Annotated in this window: 17 protein-coding genes and 1 pseudogene; 16 read left to right on the top strand and 2 right to left on the bottom strand. The window is 41.3% G+C overall.

Annotated elements, in window-relative coordinates; genetic code table 11:
* The first annotated feature begins 58 nt into the window (after window positions 1-58).
* The 4 genes from GUA98_RS12265 (at window position 59) to arsC (ending at window position 3,814) form a co-directional block, all read left to right on the top strand.
* Window positions 59-1,471: an NAD(P)-binding domain-containing protein gene (locus GUA98_RS12265; RefSeq protein ID WP_193723172.1), complete on the top strand. Its 1,413-nt coding sequence runs from the start codon at window positions 59-61 to the stop codon at window positions 1,469-1,471.
* A gap of 152 nt (window positions 1,472-1,623) precedes the next feature.
* On the top strand, window positions 1,624-1,953 hold the full coding sequence (locus GUA98_RS12260; protein WP_153977152.1) for an ArsR/SmtB family transcription factor: 330 nt from the start codon (window positions 1,624-1,626) through the stop codon (window positions 1,951-1,953).
* Complete coding sequence (locus tag GUA98_RS12255) at window positions 1,950-3,386, top strand: arsenic transporter (protein ID WP_153977153.1); 1,437 nt, start codon at window positions 1,950-1,952, stop codon at window positions 3,384-3,386. Before GUA98_RS12260 ends, GUA98_RS12255 begins: the two co-directional genes overlap by 4 nt.
* Before the next feature lie 2 nt (window positions 3,387-3,388).
* Window positions 3,389-3,814: an arsenate reductase (thioredoxin) gene (gene arsC, locus GUA98_RS12250; RefSeq protein ID WP_024634603.1), complete on the top strand. Its 426-nt coding sequence runs from the start codon at window positions 3,389-3,391 to the stop codon at window positions 3,812-3,814.
* A gap of 143 nt (window positions 3,815-3,957) precedes the next feature.
* Here the strand turns inward: arsC and GUA98_RS12245 are convergent, their stop codons facing one another.
* Window positions 3,958-4,920: a substrate-binding domain-containing protein gene (locus GUA98_RS12245; protein ID WP_153980573.1), complete on the bottom strand. Its 963-nt coding sequence runs from the start codon at window positions 4,918-4,920 to the stop codon at window positions 3,958-3,960.
* Between the two features lie 315 nt (window positions 4,921-5,235).
* Here GUA98_RS12245 and GUA98_RS12240 point away from each other — a divergent pair, with 315 nt between their 5' ends.
* From GUA98_RS12240 to GUA98_RS29545, 8 genes and pseudogenes are all read left to right on the top strand, one after another.
* On the top strand, window positions 5,236-5,742 hold the full coding sequence (locus GUA98_RS12240) for a GNAT family N-acetyltransferase (protein ID WP_193723171.1): 507 nt from the start codon (window positions 5,236-5,238) through the stop codon (window positions 5,740-5,742).
* A gap of 529 nt (window positions 5,743-6,271) precedes the next feature.
* Window positions 6,272-6,757 (top strand): RNA polymerase sigma factor, encoded by a 486-nt coding sequence (locus GUA98_RS12235; RefSeq protein WP_153977155.1) that lies wholly within the window; start codon window positions 6,272-6,274, stop codon window positions 6,755-6,757.
* Window positions 6,754-7,440: a zf-HC2 domain-containing protein gene (locus GUA98_RS12230; RefSeq protein WP_153977156.1), complete on the top strand. Its 687-nt coding sequence runs from the start codon at window positions 6,754-6,756 to the stop codon at window positions 7,438-7,440. The genes GUA98_RS12235 and GUA98_RS12230 overlap by 4 nt, the downstream gene beginning before the upstream one ends.
* 82 nt (window positions 7,441-7,522) lie before the next feature.
* On the top strand, window positions 7,523-8,071 hold the full coding sequence (locus GUA98_RS12225) for a hypothetical protein (protein ID WP_193723170.1): 549 nt from the start codon (window positions 7,523-7,525) through the stop codon (window positions 8,069-8,071).
* A gap of 74 nt (window positions 8,072-8,145) precedes the next feature.
* Window positions 8,146-8,346: a hypothetical protein gene (locus GUA98_RS12220; RefSeq protein WP_153977158.1), complete on the top strand. Its 201-nt coding sequence runs from the start codon at window positions 8,146-8,148 to the stop codon at window positions 8,344-8,346.
* Window positions 8,347-8,607: 261 nt separating this feature from the next.
* A pseudogene (locus tag GUA98_RS12215) lies at window positions 8,608-9,174 on the top strand (sigma-70 family RNA polymerase sigma factor).
* Window positions 9,164-9,667 carry a DUF3600 domain-containing protein gene (locus tag GUA98_RS12210; RefSeq protein WP_193723169.1) on the top strand — a complete coding sequence of 168 codons (504 nt, stop codon included), beginning with the start codon at window positions 9,164-9,166 and terminating at the stop codon, window positions 9,665-9,667. The pseudogene GUA98_RS12215 and the gene GUA98_RS12210 overlap by 11 nt, the downstream one beginning before the upstream one ends.
* Window positions 9,668-9,909: 242 nt before the next feature.
* Window positions 9,910-10,419 carry a hypothetical protein gene (locus GUA98_RS29545; RefSeq protein WP_227779591.1) on the top strand — a complete coding sequence of 170 codons (510 nt, stop codon included), beginning with the start codon at window positions 9,910-9,912 and terminating at the stop codon, window positions 10,417-10,419.
* A 365-nt stretch (window positions 10,420-10,784) separates the two neighbouring features.
* Here GUA98_RS29545 and GUA98_RS12200 read toward each other — a convergent pair whose 3' ends face one another.
* A complete protein-coding gene (locus GUA98_RS12200) occupies window positions 10,785-12,431 on the bottom strand; it encodes an RNA polymerase sigma factor (RefSeq protein WP_162009898.1) in 1,647 nt (548 codons plus the stop codon).
* Between the two features lie 529 nt (window positions 12,432-12,960).
* Here GUA98_RS12200 and GUA98_RS12195 point away from each other — a divergent pair.
* From GUA98_RS12195 to GUA98_RS12180, 4 genes are all read left to right on the top strand, one after another.
* Window positions 12,961-14,115, top strand: a complete 1,155-nt coding sequence (locus GUA98_RS12195) for a stalk domain-containing protein (protein WP_153977161.1) — start codon at window positions 12,961-12,963, stop codon at window positions 14,113-14,115.
* 472 nt (window positions 14,116-14,587) lie between these two features.
* Entirely contained in the window at window positions 14,588-16,036 is a 1,449-nt protein-coding gene (locus tag GUA98_RS12190) for an amidohydrolase family protein (RefSeq protein WP_153977162.1), read from the top strand.
* Window positions 16,037-16,294: 258 nt separating this feature from the next.
* A complete protein-coding gene (locus GUA98_RS12185; RefSeq protein WP_193723168.1) occupies window positions 16,295-17,182 on the top strand; it encodes a LysR family transcriptional regulator in 888 nt (295 codons plus the stop codon).
* Between the two features lie 94 nt (window positions 17,183-17,276).
* Window positions 17,277-17,714, top strand: a complete 438-nt coding sequence (locus tag GUA98_RS12180; RefSeq protein ID WP_193723167.1) for a rhodanese-like domain-containing protein — start codon at window positions 17,277-17,279, stop codon at window positions 17,712-17,714.
* Window positions 17,715-17,740: the final 26 nt, after the last annotated feature.

The raw sequence follows: 17,740 nt of genomic DNA, 5'->3' as shown, positions 1-17,740 counted from the left end.
TCCCCTTTATTTTATAAAATACTTGCAAAATGCAAACAATTATGAGGAGGAAACTAAAATGATTAAAAATATTCCTGTGAACCAAGTGAACTGCTGCGAAGCACCAGTACAAGAGAAGGGCAAATTACCTGTTGCGATCATTGGAGCTGGACCGGTTGGTCTTGCTGCAGCCGCACAACTCATTTCAAAAGGTGAGTCGTTTATGTTGTTTGAAGCTGGAGATGAAGTGGGGGCAAACATTCGAAAATGGGAACATGTACGACTGTTCTCGCCATGGCAATATAACATCGATAAAGCTGCTAAAGAGTTGCTGCTAAAGACGAATTGGGTTGCTCCACAAAACGAAAAGATCCCAACGGGTAAGGAGATTGTTGAGCATTATCTAAAACCTTTGGCGGCGCTGCCTGAATTAAGTCCAAATGTGCATTTGAATACGAAAGTTACTGCGATCAGTCGTAAAGGGTTAAGTAAAGTGAAAACAAATGGGCGTGAGAAACTGCCGTTTGTGATCCATGTTGAACAAAACGGATCTTCACTTATTTATGAAGCGCGGGCTGTTATCGATGCCATGGGTACATGGTCCAATCCCAACCCTCTTCGTTCAGACGGTATATTTTCAGAAGAGGAAAAAGCACTTAAAAGTAACATTTCATACGGTATCCCTGCTGTATTAGGAAAAGAGAGAAATCGATATAGCGGCAAGAAGGTGCTTGTTGTAGGAAGCGGACATTCTGCTATTAACACGTTGCTTGAACTTGTAGAGCTTCAAAAAGAAGAATCAGGAACTGAGATTGTGTGGGCTGTTCGCAAAGCAAATATCGAGGATGTTTATGGCGGACGAGAACTAGATGGGCTTCAGGCAAGGGGGGAACTGGGTACTCGCATTCAAAAAGTGGTTGAATCCGGTGCCGTAAAGGTCCTAACGGCATTCCATATTGAAAAACTTCAAAAACAAGGTGAACAGATCCAGGTTTCCGGAACCATTAAAGATGAACAAATGGTTATTGATCACATCGATGAAATTGTAGGTAACACAGGCTCTCGTCCTGACTTATCGATGGTGCAAGAAGTACGGGTATTAACGGACCCAAGCTTAGAATGTGTTTATGAACTTGCGCCATTAATTGACCCCAATGTACACAGCTGCGGTACAGTTCGACCACATGGTGAAAAAGAACTCCGTCAACCAGAAAAGGACTTTTATATCGTAGGTGCCAAGAGTTATGGAAGAGCGCCAACTTTCTTAATGGCAACGGGATATGAGCAAGTCAGATCCATTGTAGCTGCATTAGTGGGAGATATGGAGTCAGCACAAAAAGTAGAACTGGAACTGCCGGAGACGGGAGTTTGCAGTCTAGGTGCCAGTAGCACGGACAGCTGCTGTGAACCGGTTCAGGTGAAGGGAGCATCTTCGGATTGCTGCTCACCTTCGAAAACGGAAAAAGCAGGATCAAATTCCTGCTGCGGATAATCAAGAATTTAGAGCTACTGCATCCGAATCGTGATGCAGTAGCTTTTTGATGCACCAAAACACCTTATATTCGTCATTGCTTATATAAGTGGTTTATTATATGCTTATATTATTAAATGAAGCCGACAAGACGAATAACAGGGGGTGTACATATGGAACAAAGAATTCAGGAGATGGCTGAGGCGTATAAGTTATTGGCTGATAAAACACGTTTGACCATCATTGCGCTACTTCAGGAACAGGAACTTTGTGTATGTGATATCACAGACATTATTGGCATGTCACAACCAAACGCCAGTCAGCATCTTCGAAAACTAAAGGCAGCCGGTCTCCTTAATGAAAAGAAAAAAGGGCAGTGGGTGTACTACTCTCTTCATCCAGATGCAGAAGCCTATGTTCAGTGTGTGTATCCGTATCTGCCATCGATGAAAGATAAAATAGCAGGATTGAAAAACTGCTGCGGTCCGCAGGAGGAAGCATGACCATCATCGCGATAGTAATCTTTTTGCTTACACTGACGTTTGTGATTTGGCAACCTAAGGGGCTTAATATTGGATGGTCAGCGTCTGCTGGAGCTATCCTTGCACTTCTTTTTGGAGTCGTCAGTCTATCCGATGTAGGTGCGGTCACAGGAATCGTATGGAACGCCACACTTGCATTCGTAGCCATTATCTTAATTTCGCTGATTTTAGATGAAATTGGATTTTTTGAATGGGCTGCACTACACATGGCAAGGCTCGCAAGAGGTAATGGCAAGCTGATGTTCGTTTATGTTGTGCTGCTTGGGGCAGGGGTGGCAGCGTTCTTTGCGAATGACGGTGCCGCACTAATCTTAACGCCTATCGTGCTTGCTATGGTCCGAGCGCTCAAATTTGATCAAAAGATGATTTTACCTTTTATCATCGCAAGTGGTTTTATTGCAGATACAACTTCACTTCCGCTCGTTGTGAGCAATCTCGTCAATATCGTTTCTGCCGATTACTTTGGTATTGGCTTTGTGGAGTACGCAAGTCGTATGATTGTTCCGAATTTCTTTTCAATATTGGCAAGTCTTCTGGTCCTGTTCTTGTTCTTTAGAAAGAGTATTCCAGAGAACTACGAAGTCAGTCAGCTCAAAAAGCCAGCAGAAGCGATCAAGGATAAGAAACTGTTCAACATATCATGGGTGATTTTGGCCGTGCTCCTGGTGGCGTACTTGATGAGTGAGTTCATTCAAGTTCCGGTGTCTGTTATCGCCGGAGTGATTGCCATCTTGTTTATTTTAGCTGCAAGGCGGAGTCACGCTATTCAAACCTGGAAGCTCATCAAAGAGGCTCCATGGGCAGTCGTGATTTTTTCAATCGGTATGTACGTCGTCGTTTATGGACTGCGAAATGTGGGATTGACGGATGAACTTGGGAAGGTCATCCAGGTTATTGCCGACAAGGGGCTATACCTCTCCACACTTGGTATGGGCTTCCTGGCTGCGATATTGTCTTCGGTAATGAACAATATGCCGACAGTAATGATTGATGCACTTGCTATTGATGGAACCAGCACGCAAGGTGTCATCCGGGAATCGCTGATTTATGCCAATATTATCGGCAGTGACTTGGGTCCAAAAATCACACCGATCGGATCGCTCGCCACACTTTTGTGGCTGCATGTACTGTCCCGGAAGGATGTAAAAATAACGTGGGGAAGTTATTTCAAAATCGGGATTGTGCTTACCATTCCGACGCTCATTATCACGTTAACAGGACTGTATTTGTGGCTGCACTTGATTCATTCAACTAACATAAACGTATGGTTGATGATTGCCGTAATCACCGTAGCATTGGTAGTTATCTCTATGATCATAAAAACGTTAATTAACTCGAAAATGGACGAAGCGAAAATACAAATAAGTCAAACCAAAGATAAAGGAGATCAATAATCATGAACAACAAACCACTTGTTTACTTTTTGTGTACAGGAAATTCTTGCAGAAGCCAAATCGCTGATGGATTTTTAAAAGCACTTGGTAGTGACAAATATGAGGTGAGAAGTGCTGGATTAGAGGCGCATGGCTTAAATCCTCGTGCTGTTCAAACGATGAAAGAAGCCGGAATCGATATTTCGAATCATACATCCGATGTGATTGATCCTGAGATTTTAAAACAAGCAGACTATATCATCACGCTTTGTGGTCATGCCAACGATAATTGTCCAGTTGTACGTAATGACAAAGCCGAAAGATGGCACTGGGGCTTCGATGATCCAGCCAAGGCGACAGGTACAGAGGAAGAAATCACAGCTACATTCGCTGAGGTCCGCGATTCAATTAAAGCTCGAATCGAGCAGTTCTTGAAAGAAGGTAAGTGACATGGATCAAGCCGAAATATAAGAAATATACTTAAACAAGGCCTTTAATCATTAAGCCAACGAGAAATTTTAGTTGAAAAGCCATGAGTAGTCTGCGGATCAGCAGGCTGCTTATTTTTTTGCGTTAACAAACGTTAGTTTTGTTATACGGTGAGTCGTTCAACTAATTTAACTGCTATTTCTTCGCATGAAAGAACTTCATTACTAATTGCCCGAAGTAATAACTTTCTTCCCATTTCCACTAGAGGTATTTCAATTGTAGTAATATTCATAATTTTAGCTATTGGTTGATTGTCAAACCCTATAACTGCCAGGTCACCTGGTATTAAAATTCCCTTTTCCTTACTACATGTAACTATTCCTGCAGCGACTTGGTCGTTTGAAACTAATAAAGCTGAGGGAGGATTATTCATATATAATAATTTTTCAACAATCTCCTGCCCATCCTCGAAATCATAATTGTCTGAGAAAATAGTTTTAGATTCAAATGGTTCGTTGAGCTTTTTTAAAAAATCCCTATAGGCTGTTATCCTTTGCACACCGTTTGTTCCCGCTTTTCTCCCCACGCAAATGCCAATCTTTCTATGACCTTTAGAATACAAATACTCTAAACCCTTGGAGAAACTTTTATAATGATCCATATATACTGAAGAAACTTTTCTGTCTCCCGTATTTTCACAGAAGATGATTGGACCATAATCTAAATAGGTATCTATCACATCCCATTTGCAAATTCTGGAACATATGATCAAAGCGTCGATTTGCTTTTGTTTTAACATATCTAAGGCTTCAATTTCCCTATTTTCTTCATAATTAGTCTGGAACAAAACCATCTTATAGTTAGAATTCAATGCCTCGTTTGCGATACCCTCGACGATCAAAGCAAAAAATGGATGATTAAAAAATGGGATGGCAACACCGATAAGAAAGGTTTTTCCTTTACTTAAATGGACGGCATTTATGTTTTTTTCATATTTGCTTATCTCAATAGCTCGTCTAACCGCTTCTATTTTTTCTAAGCTTACATACGGCTGATTATTAATTACACGGGATACGGTTGTAATTGAGACGCCGGCCATTTTTGCGATATCTCTTATGTTTGCCATTTGTTCTCCTTTCAAATTTTTTGCGCTTGCTCTGAAACGCTTTCCATAATCTAAACTTTTATCAATATGTATAAAAAGTTTAGGAGGTACTTGTATGGTTATCATGTTGGGCTTATTGAGTTTAATCTCTATGTGTGCTTGTATATTAATTTTAGCATCATTAGCTATATCACTACATGAAAAAAAGTCGGAAATGGATAACAAATATGACCCTTTCAGTCATTTCTTTGAGATATATAATGAAAAAAAATAAAAACTTGGATTAAGTCAATTTATATTTACTAAAAAAATAATTTTATGAAAAGAGGAAAAAAAATGAGCGATAAACAAGTAACTCTACATGCTTTTGAAACAGATTACATTAAAGAACTCCATCACTGGTTGAATGACTCTGTTTCTATTTCCATGGTTGGAAGAACCCCATTGACCTATGAACAAACTGTGAATCATGTGGAGAAAAAACGTCAAGACGGAGATCTTTTATTAGCGATAAAAAATGAAGAAAAGCGCCTCATTGGATGGGTTTTTCTTCAAAATATAGAACTTGAACATGGTAGAGCAAGTATTGGTATCTTGTTAGCTCCAGAAGCACGTGGACAAGGTTATGGAGCACCTGCTATGAAGCAAATGATTGACATTGGCTTTAAGCAGCTACGTTTAAATAAAATCTACTTAACAACTAGAGGAGTTAATGAACAAGCTATTCGTTTGTATAAGAAATTGGGATTTGTTGTGGAAGGGGAGTTAAGGAAGCATGCTTTTTTTGAGGGGGAATTTCATAATACATATATTATGGGGGTTTTAGCGTCGGAATGGGATTGAGATTTTTGTGTTCAGACATGGGTACTTTAAGCACATATCCAATAGTTGAGTTACTCGTTAAAAGTGGAATGTATCCCAATTGATAGACGCCATCTAGCAATTAGGGTGGTTCATTGAAGCTTTATAAGCAGAATAGAAGGTTATGAAGGACACTTGGCCCACTATGAGAGCGAAATTCGATTTGTAGCAGATCATTACAATGATTGGATTAATAATTAAGTATTCTGCTGACAGGCAGGATAGTTGAATAAAAGGGGTAGAATAACAGTGTAATAAATCTGTTTGTAAGGAGATCATAAGAAGCAAACTCTAACAAATACTAGATAAAAAAGAGTGACTTACTCTGAAAAAAATTTAAATAAGAATATAATCGCAATGAATAGAAATTAAGTGAAAAGGGCCAGATTATGGTCCTTTTTTAGTGTATCTTTTTTGCAACCTATTGGCAGTCACAACTCAGAAAAAATATATATATAAAATTGTAACAAATCGTTTGTTTTGCTGTCTTATTACTGAAGGTGGTGAACAATTGGCGGACTTGAGAAGAATTTATGATCAGTACTTTCAAGAAGTGTATTGTTTTGCTTTATCCTTAAGCCGGAATAAGCTGATCGCGGAGGAAATTACGCAAGAAACTTTTTTTAAAGCGTTGAAGAATATAAATCAATTTAGAGGCGAATGCAGCATTAAAGTTTGGTTGTGTCAAATTGCTAAAAACAACTACTTTACGTATTTGCAAAAGCAAAAAAAGTTGCAGACAGAGGAACCGCTAGCAATAACTAATGATTTTGATATTGAAAATAAACTAATTGACAAAGCAGAATCCCTACACATCCACAAATTGTTGCATAACTTGGATGATCCATACAAGGAAGTATTTATGTTAAGAGTCTTCGGAGAGTTATCCTTCAACCATATAAGCCAAGTTTTTGGTAAAACGGAAAGCTGGGCTAGAGTCACTTTTCACCGAGCGAGGAACAAGTTGCAAGATTTGCTGAAGGAGGAAAAGAATTGAGTAAACTACCATGTGATATTGTAAGAGATTTATTGCCTCTTTATTATGATGATGTATGCAGCACAGCCACAAAAGAAGATATTGAAGCACATATTAATACATGTTCAGATTGCAAGCTGACGCTGGAAAAATTGAAAGAGCAAGAGTATCTTTCCCTTGAAAATATTGAGAGAAATATGATTGAGGGAAATGGACTTAAAAGTATTGCAGCGTTTTGGGACCGATCAAAGGCAAGGGCATTTGCTAAGGGAGTATTAGTTGCTATTTCTATTTTTTCTCTACTAATCTTGGGGTATATAGGCCTTACCCAATGGAATATTGTGACTGTACCTACCGAGGTAATACGAATAACGGATATAAGCCAGTTGAGTGACGGAAAAATTGTATATCATGTAAAAATGACGGATGGGTACAATGTAAACCAAATTAATTATAAGGTGAATAGTGATGGGGATGTATATATGGTACCCGTTCGTCCTCTTATTAGATCTAAACAATATTATCAAATTGGACTAGCCAATAAGTATGACTTTGTTAACCTTGAACAAATAAGAGCCAATCAAGGTGTTGAAATTCGAGCCGTATATTATGGGTCGCCTAAGGAACCTATCCTCATTTGGAAAAAGGGCGCCGAGTTGCCGGTCGCAAGTGATACGGTAGAAGCCCTGTTTCAATTCGACTAACAAAAGAAGGTAGCAAATCAACGTGATTAGCTACCTTTGTTCAACAAACTGGCTAATTAGTTCTAAAACGGAGGGGAACACATTGCATAATATGATAAATAAAAGACAATTTATTGAGATGACAGTTAAAGATCAGCATTCTGTAATATTTAAAGTTAATAATCAAAATGAATTTTTCCGTGGTGTTTCTAAAGAATTAAATGAGGGCTATCTATTTGTTGAAACAGAAGAAGGTAAAAACACTAAATTTAAAATGGATGACATCATTGAGATTTATGTTATCAAATCTTCATCTTCAAAGCATTGTGCTATCCAATCCCACAGTTTGATGAAAGGTAGCAAGGATGACCTTGAAGATCTTGTACTCCAGTTTGAAAGTTTAAATGACGATGTAAAGAAACAAATTACCTCTTCTTTATCAAAAGTGCTTGGTAAACAAGTGAACATTTCGAAAATGGATATCACTTCATACAATTTAACTGAAATTGAAATGATTGCTAACATGATAAATGGATATATACTTACTATTAAAACATTGGATATTCGTTCCGAATTACTCGAATTATATAACAATATGGATTTACCTCAAAAGACTTGTTTTGGGAAAGGGCTAAATCACGATCGAGAATAAGTTAAGAGAGGAAAATTATAAACGCTAAAGTAGTATGCGGGAACTGTCAAAAATCCCTGGGAGGTGAGTATGTGATGGAATTAATTAAAAATGTTCTATTAGGTTTAGTAGTTTTTGTTGTTGGATTTTTCATTATTATTTTTCTTACAGACTCCGATCTTGAAGCTGAACTTACATATTATGCTGCCATAGCATATGCACTTTTATACTTAGCCAGTGTTATATCGGTCTGCACCGCGGTACTCCTTAAAAAAATGACTCAATTAAAAAAGTGAAGCTACACATTAAGTTATCGGGAGACTTTAGATCAATAAAGATAGCGAGGCAGTTGGTCAATAACGATCAACTGTTTTTTTGTTGAAGGACAGTTTACACAGCCTAGCTATGTTTCTTCCATATACACCTTGTTTCCGCAGAGGAACAGCTTTGACAAAGAAAAGCTAATGTTAAGGCTATTGAAAAAGTTTTTTCTTCTACTGAACCTTTTCCCGCACGGGAGCGAAATAAGATTTGTATCACGTTCAGGAGGGGCCCCCATGAATGATAAAGAGTTAATTCAATGGCTTGAAAAAGCAATACTTGGTGATGAGTCAGCTTTCCAGCTGGTCTATCAGGCTACTCACCAAGATGTCTATCGGACCGTTGCTTTTCTCGTCTACAACAAACAGGACATTGAGGAAATTGTGAATGAAGTTTATATGCACATGTGGCGGTCATATCAGAAATAAGACCCTAACCGACCATTCCGGTTTTGGTTGCACGGGATCACTGTCCATCTTGTACAGGATTGGAAAAGAAAGACCTGGAGACGAATTAGCCTTTTTGAACGAAATCGCCAGATGACTTGTGAACAACAGTTCGATTGGACGGACAAAGTCGTCTTGCAGTCCGAAACGCAGCATGAGCTCTTTAGCCTTGTCCGCCAGTTATCGTACAAACTACGTGTGGTCGTCATCCTGCGCTATTTTCACGATTATACCTTGGAAGAAATTGCGGACATGTTGCAGATCCCCGTTGGCACAGTTAAATCCAGGCATCATCTAGCACGGAAAGAACTTCGGAAACGATATGAAATGACAGGAGGAGACGTGTATGTCCATTGACAAAGAGTTGAGTGATGAACTTCGCCAGGTGGCGGATTCGATGCACTGCCCACCCGAGTTGTATGGACGTGTACGACAGTCCTATCAAAACTATGTAAATGAGAAGAAGGGTAGATCTCCAATGAAAAAACGTATACTCACAGGTATTGCTGCAGTAGCAATCCTCATTCCGTCAGCTGCATTTGCAGCTTCCTATTTGGCCGATGATATTTTTGGTTCTTCTTCGACCATTGAACAGAAAGGGGGGACACAAGAAGACTATCAAGAGATTGAAGGAATGCTTCAGGCAGCAAAAGGCAAGCTCACGGAAGATGAGTTTAAAGAATATATGGAACTGACCAAGCAGTTGATGGTATTGAAGTTGAAGATCACTGATGAAAATGGGGTCAGTCATGAGGAAAAATTGACCCTAAAAGAGCAGCAGCAATTTGAACAACTAGCCTCCAAGCTGTCCCCGTATTTCGAGAAGATTAACGAAACGGTCAAGCCGTAATAATGAAAGCAGGGACCCGTCTTAATCTAGCATTCAACTAACGTAAAAACGAGAGCTAAGAAAACCAAGAAAGCAGCTGGTCAAAGTGATCAGCTGCTTTTGTTCAACTAACGAGCAGGTTAGCTCAATGCCATATTGTAAATACAGATGTAACTTTTGTTGACTGTGAGGCGTTGTTAATAACGAGAAACATTTTATAGGTTTTACAATAACTAATTAAGGGATACGAGAGGGTTTAAACTGTGAATAAAAAGGTTCTTATTTTTACTGTTTTATCTTTAACTTTAATAATAGCGACTGTAACTGCCTGTGATTCATCAAGTCCAGCTCAAGAGAATACGTCTAATCCAAAGTCTGGTGAACTATCAAGCAAGTCGGCAAGTACAAACCTTACTAATTCTTTAAGCGAAGAAGAGAATAAACCCTCCCACTACATTGCTTCTGGAGGAGCAACTGTACAACAACCTTTTTCAGTAGATCCGGGATTTGTACGTATAAGACTTCGAATGAAGAACAATAGTAGCCATGAAGTCAATGTTAGTTTAACGCACTTAGATACCAGTAATCTGTATTTCGCTAGAAAAATTGCTGTCGGGGAATCCCTTGATTGGATTAATTTTAATGAAGGTTTCGAACAAGGCATGCTTAATGGAGGTTATGTACTCCAATGGAGTGGTGGTGGTTATAGTGTTGATGGAGAAGTATGGGGATCAGCTGGTTCAGAACCGGAATTTGCTCATCTATCTTATTGACCTAACGGGATACGTTAATGTAACAATATAAAGAAAGCAGCTGATCAATCTGATCGGCTGCTTTTGTTCAACTAACGGGCAGTTTTGCTGAATAGATCTGCTTAGTAGTGGAGCATGTAGCCTCTCAAGGTTGGTTGCGGACAAGAAAGATTAAAAATCATAAAGTAAAGGAGAAATCCGGCAGATACGATTGCGATTAAAAAACTACCCATGACGCACATGCGTCATAGGTAGTTTTTTAATCATTTTCATACGTTCAGGATGGGGGCGTGGTGAAATAGCGATGTCCTAATCACTTCGTTGGAAGTTTTGTGTAAAAATGACCACCACCCGGGAACGGCCATTCTTCGTATTTCTGAACCAACTTACTTGACCGGTCCCATCCAGGTTGAAATCGTCTTCTGCTGGTGCGGCAACGGCGGTTTCAACTTCCCGTTATCGATCAAATGCTTCAAAATATAGGCGACCAGCCGGCCTCCGCCGGTGTTGCCTCTCACCATGTAAGCAAGCTGCGGCTCCAAATGCTTCGGCTGATTTTGCAGGAACAGGTTGAGCATTTTGTCGTAGAGCTTGCCGACAGCAGGCGCATACAGAGCGGACAAATCCGGCATTGCCTTGTTCAACCGATCCAACGTTTGCGGAGAGTCGATCCAAACCGCATTGAACTTGTACCCCTCTTCGGTCTTGCGGATGTACCCCTTCTCCAGCAGAAACGAATATTGCTCGGCGTTCTCTTCGTTGTCGGGCAGTTCCCCTTGTTGGAACGCATGACAAATCTCGACATTCCGGTATTCCAGGAAACGCCAATCCATCTCGCGGTCGCTCCAGTGCGTATTGAATTGCCACAAGTATAGGGGAGTGTCTTCGACGTAGCGGAGCGACGGACCGAAGGTGACGTAACTACTCATATCAAAACCCGGATCGGTATAGTGGCTCCGATTCAACGCTGCATAGGCAATATACTGACCTCCGTCCTTTCGTATTGGTGCGACCGCGTCGAAGTTTTCGCCCGCAGGCATGCTCCGCCAAGATTGCTCCTCGACGTTCTTGGGCAGCAAGGTCCAGAGCAGGAAGTTATAGTCGCCGTCCGGAACGTACACTCCGCTATCCTCAACTTGCCGGCGAACTTCCATTAACGCGTCAAAATGAACATCGGCCACTTCGGCAGCGCAATCTTGCCAGAATTGATGACCGGCTACGGCCAATTCGAAGAGGTCCCAGATGATGGTGTTGCTTTGATATTTGCCGGGAGAGGTTTGGATGAGAAAATTGTAATCGGCCAGGTGCCGGACTTCGTCTTCCAACAAAGACGGCGGCATACCCAGTTCCTCCGCGATTTGATGTACGGTCCGCGCCTTGTGATAAGCCGCGTAAACGATATTTTGCGCCAAGGCGCGTCCAAGAAAATCGTTGGTTTCGCCCAAACTGCCGGCCGAACCGGAATGGCCCATTTCCCCCATGCTGACCGGATTGACACTTAAAGTTCCTGTTGTACGCATACGTTTCATCCCTTTCCGTAACTTCTTTTTAGCCTCGCTCAAATGCCACTTCACCGTGCCGACAGGAATGTTCAGAGCAATCGCGATATCGCCAATTTTAAGCTCATCGTAGTAATGCATGACCACGATCCGGCGATGGATGTCGGACAGAAACGCCACTTCTCGGCGCAGCTCGCGTGAAGCTTCGGTTGCCAGCAGACGTTCAAGCGGTTCCCGGGAAGGGGCGGCAGACAGTTCAGACATGCCGTTGATTTCGATCGCTTGGGGAGCATGCGCACGTTTTTTCAACCAATTCACCCAAGTGTATCGAGCAACCGTCCAGACGTAAGCGTCAAGGCTTCTAATGTCCCGAATCCCAGAGAAGGATTTCAACAACTGCAGCATAATCTCCTGAGCCAGATCCTCTGCCTCGGCCCGGTGCTTGACCCGGTTTAACGCAAAACCGAAAATCGGTTTGACATAGCTCCGAATCGCTTCAGCGGCTTCTTTTCCGTTATTACGAATTGAATCCATTTTTTCCTCCATATTTGCATCTGTAATTCCTGACAATTATATAGTGTGCCAGGCGAAATAAAGGTTGGGATTATTTTTTTTATAAAATTGGACGTCCTACTGAATCACTTATACATATGTAATTACAAACTTCATGAGTAGGTCACTTAAATGGTTAAAGAGACGTTATGAACTTTTTGTTAAAGAAGATGAAGATTACTCCCTTTTAGTATATAGAGATACTTCTTTTCCGTTCAACTATGGGAGGATACAAACTAGGAGCACGAGCCGAAGTTCTTCTACGGGTACTTGGTGTGCTCCTTTGTTCCGTAGTTAACCAGGCGTGGTCTCGACTAAATGCTTAATAGAGGTTCATTAAACTAACGGGAAACGTTAGCCCATAACAACAAGAAAGCAGCTGATCATTGTGATTGGCTGCTATTATTCAACTATTTACATGACTCTTCAATACAACTTTTCTTTGGAAACTGCGTCTTAATTCAAGCAACTAATGGCTAGTTTATACAGGGATTGGAGAGGAAGGGTCAGAATGAAGAAATATCTTGCTGGATTATTAATTATTTTTGTCCTATGTTTGGGCTTACCAGGACAGGCTTACATGGAGGCGTCTAACCAACAGCCTTTGGCTTTTGAGGATCTCAATCTAGAACAAGCGCTTAAGTCATTATTGAATAAAAACGACGATGAATCCCTAACCAAAGAGGATCTAGAGTCACTGACCGACGTTCCTTTAGCAGGTAAAGGAATTAAGAGTTTGCAGGGGTTGGAGTATGCGGCCAATGTGACGACTTTGGATTTGAGTGACAATCAAATTGAGGATATTAAGCCCCTTGGGAAGTTAACGAAGTTGACAGATTTATCGTTATCAAGGAACCAATTAAATGATCTTTCAGCGCTAGCGGGACTAGTGAATCTGAATACGTTGTCCATAAGTTCTAACCAGATCACAGATCTAAAGCCGCTAGCAGGATTGGTTAATCTTTGGAGACTCGATGCTGCGAATAATAACATCAAAGATCTTGCTCCGTTATCTAAATTAACTAACTTACTTTCTCTGGATGTATCATCTAACGAGATCTATGATTTGGAGCCGTTGAGAAATCTTCAAAGATTGTCTTACCTCTATTTGAAAAACAATCGAATCTGGGATTTAGAGCCGCTCCAACAACGTGGTTTTTTACCGTATTATGATACGGGTGCATTCATTGAACCACTTGCACTGCAAAATAACTATTTAGATGTAACCAAGGGATCGAAAACATATAAATTATTTGTGAAAATGGCGGGAAATGAGTTGCCTGGCGGTCAGCGTAAGACACAGCGCTTGGTGATTGGCAGCACAACAGCTTATGTGGGAGACAGTGCTTATCGTATTACCGCAGCGCCATTTATTCAGACCGGACGTACCTATGTGCCGATCCGTTTCATCTCCGAGAAGCTTGGGGCAGCCGTGAATTGGAACCAGAGTACCAAAGAGGTAACGATTAAGAAGGATGGTAAAACGATTCGCTGGGTTGTAGGGAACAGGCAGGTAAAAGTAAACCAGCAAACGGTAATGCAAGATGCTCCTTTACTTCTGAAGAACGGCAGTGCGTTCGTTCCTGTTCGTTTTGTGGCGGAGCAGTTAAATACTTCCGTTGAATATATGGGAAGCAAGCACATGGTCGTGATTTTCAAAAATTAATCAGCATAATGAAATTACAAAATAATATTTGAAGATAAGGACGCAATGACCATGCTTCAAAACAAGAGTAGAATTAGACCGTCATTACATTAACGGGAAACGATAGCGTTAAAACTAAGAAAGCAGCTGATCAATATGATCCGCTGCTTTTATTCAACTAACGGGCAGATTAGTTTAATGATGAACGGCTAATAGTAATTGATTATGGTCGGGAGGTTGTTTTTTCTATTGATGTTCTTTCAGATGAAAGATGCAAGGTTGAGAGAAACGTTGTATACCATCGGACTTAACATTTTCCAAAACTCAAAACCCAAATTCTAATGCATCATTTAAAGCGTCTACAGTTGAATATAAATTTCTTGCACCCATTCTAATGTAAGTTTTTTGTAAGGATTCATTAATAAAAAAGCAGGATCTGTACTTTACTATCAAATTATACCCAATAAGATTCATAACTACGAGGAGGATAAAGATGAGTTTGTTGAACAAAAATCGTTATTTAGGGAAGCCGCTATTAGGATTTATGGCATTATTAATTCTATTAACAGGATGTACAGATCCCAATGATACAAACAAGGAGACTGATCCTAGTCAGACGCTGGTGATTCAGCATGCGACGATAGTGGACGTAAGGTCCGGCAAGTTAGTCAATAATCAGACGATTACCATTACGAAAAATAAGATCACTCACATTGGAAACAGTGAGGACGTGGACATTCCCGATTTGGCACAGGTCAGGAATGCTAAAGGACAATATGTCATTCCTGGATTGTGGGACATGCACGTGCATCTGGAAGAAAATTATAAAAATGCTTTCCCACTCTTTTTGGCTAACGGAGTGACTGGAGTAAGGGAGATGGGGGCAGCGCTCACAAACGTCGATCAGTGGAACAAGAGTATTCAGGCTGGTATGACAGCTCCACGTCTTGTCTATGCAGGTTTGACCTTAAATGGAGGGCCGGCTGATGAAGCCCCTCACATGCTTTACTTAAAAACAGAGGAAGAAGCGCGCGAAGCCGTACGTCACAATGCGGAGATAGGCGCAGGTCATATCAAGGTATACTCCTGGTTGCCACGTTCTTTGTTTTTGGCAGTCATGGATGAATCCAAAAAGTTTGGTTTACCAGTAGTCGGTCATTTACCAGTGGAGGTGCGCGCCAGTGAAGCTGTTCAACTGGGATTCAAGAGCATCGAACACTTGCATGGTTTGTTTATCGGAACTTCGAGCATCGAGGACGAACTTTTCGAAAATGCCGATATGAGCGATTTGCTTGGTTATTCGTTTGCGGAGATAGAGGCATCTCAACATTATGATTCTGAAAAGGCAGACAAGCTGTTCCGTACTTTCAAAGAAAAGGAAGTATGGCCTGTCCCGACGATGGTTACCTATTATAATATGGCGAAAACTGAAATTGACAAGCGATCCAAATACGTACCGACTGCTGTACAGGAGTACTGGACTGAAGTGATTCGCGCCACTCCTCCTGAACAAACGGAATTAATGACGGCTATAAATTCCACAACGCCAGGCATGGTCAAAAAGTTAAACGATGCCGGAGTACCGATGCTTGCAGGTACCGATTCCAGCTACGAGATGACTAACTTTATATACGGCGTTTCCTTGCACGATGAACTCGAAATGTTAGTGAAAAGCGGACTTACCCCGTTGCAGGCATTGCAGACGGCAACGCTGAACCCCTCCCGATATTTGGAGAGAGAGCAGGAGCTAGGAACTGTAGAGGAAGGAAAGCTAGCTGATCTCGTACTGCTAGACAAGAACCCGCTGGAGGACATTCGAAACACGACAAGCATATCAGCGGTTGTCTTAGATGGGAAGCTAATGGAGAAGCAGACTTTAGACCAATCGGTTAAAACATATCCTGTGATACAGGTTGCCGATACAAAAAGAGAATCAGAATGATCCAGGTCACAGGTTAGTTAATAAAAATTAATGGTTTTTAAAGCTTGTGGGTTACTTAGAATGTTGTTCTACTAATCGACTAATTTCCGCAAAGTTGTCAGCACTTCAAGCTCCCTATCCGCGGTTCGCTTTACATCTGATTCTCCTCAAAGTTATCGATAGTTATGAATAGGTAAGATCATTAATTTTGATGTTTCAATTGTCATAACCGAGAGTTCATGATAAAGTATCGGGAACTTGCAAAGGTGGGGGATACTAGTGGAACTAACTTATTTGAAAACCTTTCGGGAAGTGGCGAAGTGGGGAAGCTATACGCGAGCCGCGGAAACACTTGGATATGCACAGTCCAGCATCACGACTCAGATTCAGAAGCTGGAGGAAGCTTACGGGGTCGTTCTCTTAGAACGTTTTGGCAGAGGAATGAAACTAACGTTGGCTGGCGAAACGCTGTTGCAATACGCCAACGATATACACAGACTGCATGAAGAGTCCAAAGAAGTCGTATCCAAACAATCCAAGGGAAAACTGTCCATAGGAACTATCGAGACATTGGCTGCCTTCTGCCTTCCGCCATATCTTCAAAAGTATCGTGGAGAATATCCTGGTATCAATGTGATTATTCAGCCTGGTAACGAACCTTATATTATTGAGTCAGTTAAAAGTGGCGAACTAGACATAGGGATCATTTTGGATCCTCCATTTAAGGACCCCGATCTTCACTGCCGCATTTTGAGAGAAGAGCCGTTAGTTTTTATCACGAATCCTGATCATAAACTAGCTTGTCGAAGTGAAGTCCACATTGAAGATCTTGAGGGTGAATCGTTGATTATGACAGAAGATGGCTGCACTTACCGGGCCATGTTTCTCAATGTTCTGAAAGGGAATCAAGTGAATTACAGTCTTTCCTACGAATTCGGCAATCTGGAAGCAATCAAGCAGTGCGTCATTTACGATCTTGGTATTGCCTTGCTGCCGCATATAGCGGTTGCCGAGGAAATCCGTAAGGGCCAAATTGTCGCTATTCCTTTCGTCCATCCGGAGTGTAACTTTTATACGCAACTCATTTATTCTAAAAAGAAGTGGAAATCTAAAGCTTTTCAAGGTTTCGTGGATTTGATCAGTGGAACCAATCATCAATATGATTGAAGTATCTTATAGATTTCTATCGATAACTCCATGGTTAAAGGCTGTGTTACATTGATTGCAAGAAATCAAATCAGCCCCCTTGGAGGTAACCCAAATGACAAATCAAATCCGATATTCCCTCGTCTTAGAGACGCCTGCTCCTTCGCCTGAGAACATTCATCGGCATTTCATGAACAAGCTTGCCGTAGAAACGGACGTCTCAGATGTAAAGCACGATATGACGCATGGTCTCAATGACTTTGTACTCATCGACGTCAGAAGCGTTATTGCTTATGGAGAATGCCATATCCCGGGAGCTCTTAGTCTTCCTTCCAACACGATCAGCGAAGCAACAACGGCGTCTTTGCCCAGAGATAAGGTCATCGTCGTCTACTGCTGGGGACCGGCTTGCAATGGCGCCAGCAAAGGAGCAGCCCGCTTATCCCGTCTGGGTTTTCAGGTGAAAGAAATGCTTGGAGGCATGGAATACTGGCGTAAGGAAGGAAACGAGGTAGAGGGTACGCTTGGTACTTCAGCATGTATAATCGGGTAAGCTCATGAACAAACGATCAAAACGAA

It is taken from the genome of Paenibacillus sp. P13VS (genome assembly GCF_015143645.1).
Classification (GTDB): Bacteria; Bacillota; Bacilli; order Paenibacillales; family Paenibacillaceae; genus Paenibacillus; species Paenibacillus xylanilyticus_A.
The sequence above is the reverse complement of the archived record's forward strand: the minus strand, read 5'-3'. Positions and strand labels throughout refer to the sequence as shown.

Coding starts and splice junctions, on each gene's coding strand:
- GUA98_RS12180 (WP_193723167.1), top strand. CDS start 17,277: ATGACAAATCAAATCCGATATTCCCTCGTCTTAGAGACGCCTGCTCCT.
- GUA98_RS12260 (WP_153977152.1), top strand. CDS start 1,624: ATGGAACAAAGAATTCAGGAGATGGCTGAGGCGTATAAGTTATTGGCT.
- GUA98_RS12245 (WP_153980573.1), bottom strand. CDS start 4,920: ATGGCAAACATAAGAGATATCGCAAAAATGGCCGGCGTCTCAATTACA.
- GUA98_RS12265 (WP_193723172.1), top strand. CDS start 59: ATGATTAAAAATATTCCTGTGAACCAAGTGAACTGCTGCGAAGCACCA.
- GUA98_RS12255 (WP_153977153.1), top strand. CDS start 1,950: ATGACCATCATCGCGATAGTAATCTTTTTGCTTACACTGACGTTTGTG.
- arsC (WP_024634603.1), top strand. CDS start 3,389: ATGAACAACAAACCACTTGTTTACTTTTTGTGTACAGGAAATTCTTGC.
- GUA98_RS12195 (WP_153977161.1), top strand. CDS start 12,961: ATGAAGAAATATCTTGCTGGATTATTAATTATTTTTGTCCTATGTTTG.
- GUA98_RS12240 (WP_193723171.1), top strand. CDS start 5,236: ATGAGCGATAAACAAGTAACTCTACATGCTTTTGAAACAGATTACATT.
- GUA98_RS12220 (WP_153977158.1), top strand. CDS start 8,146: ATGGAATTAATTAAAAATGTTCTATTAGGTTTAGTAGTTTTTGTTGTT.
- GUA98_RS12190 (WP_153977162.1), top strand. CDS start 14,588: ATGAGTTTGTTGAACAAAAATCGTTATTTAGGGAAGCCGCTATTAGGA.
- GUA98_RS12200 (WP_162009898.1), bottom strand. CDS start 12,431: ATGGATTCAATTCGTAATAACGGAAAAGAAGCCGCTGAAGCGATTCGG.
- GUA98_RS12210 (WP_193723169.1), top strand. CDS start 9,164: ATGTCCATTGACAAAGAGTTGAGTGATGAACTTCGCCAGGTGGCGGAT.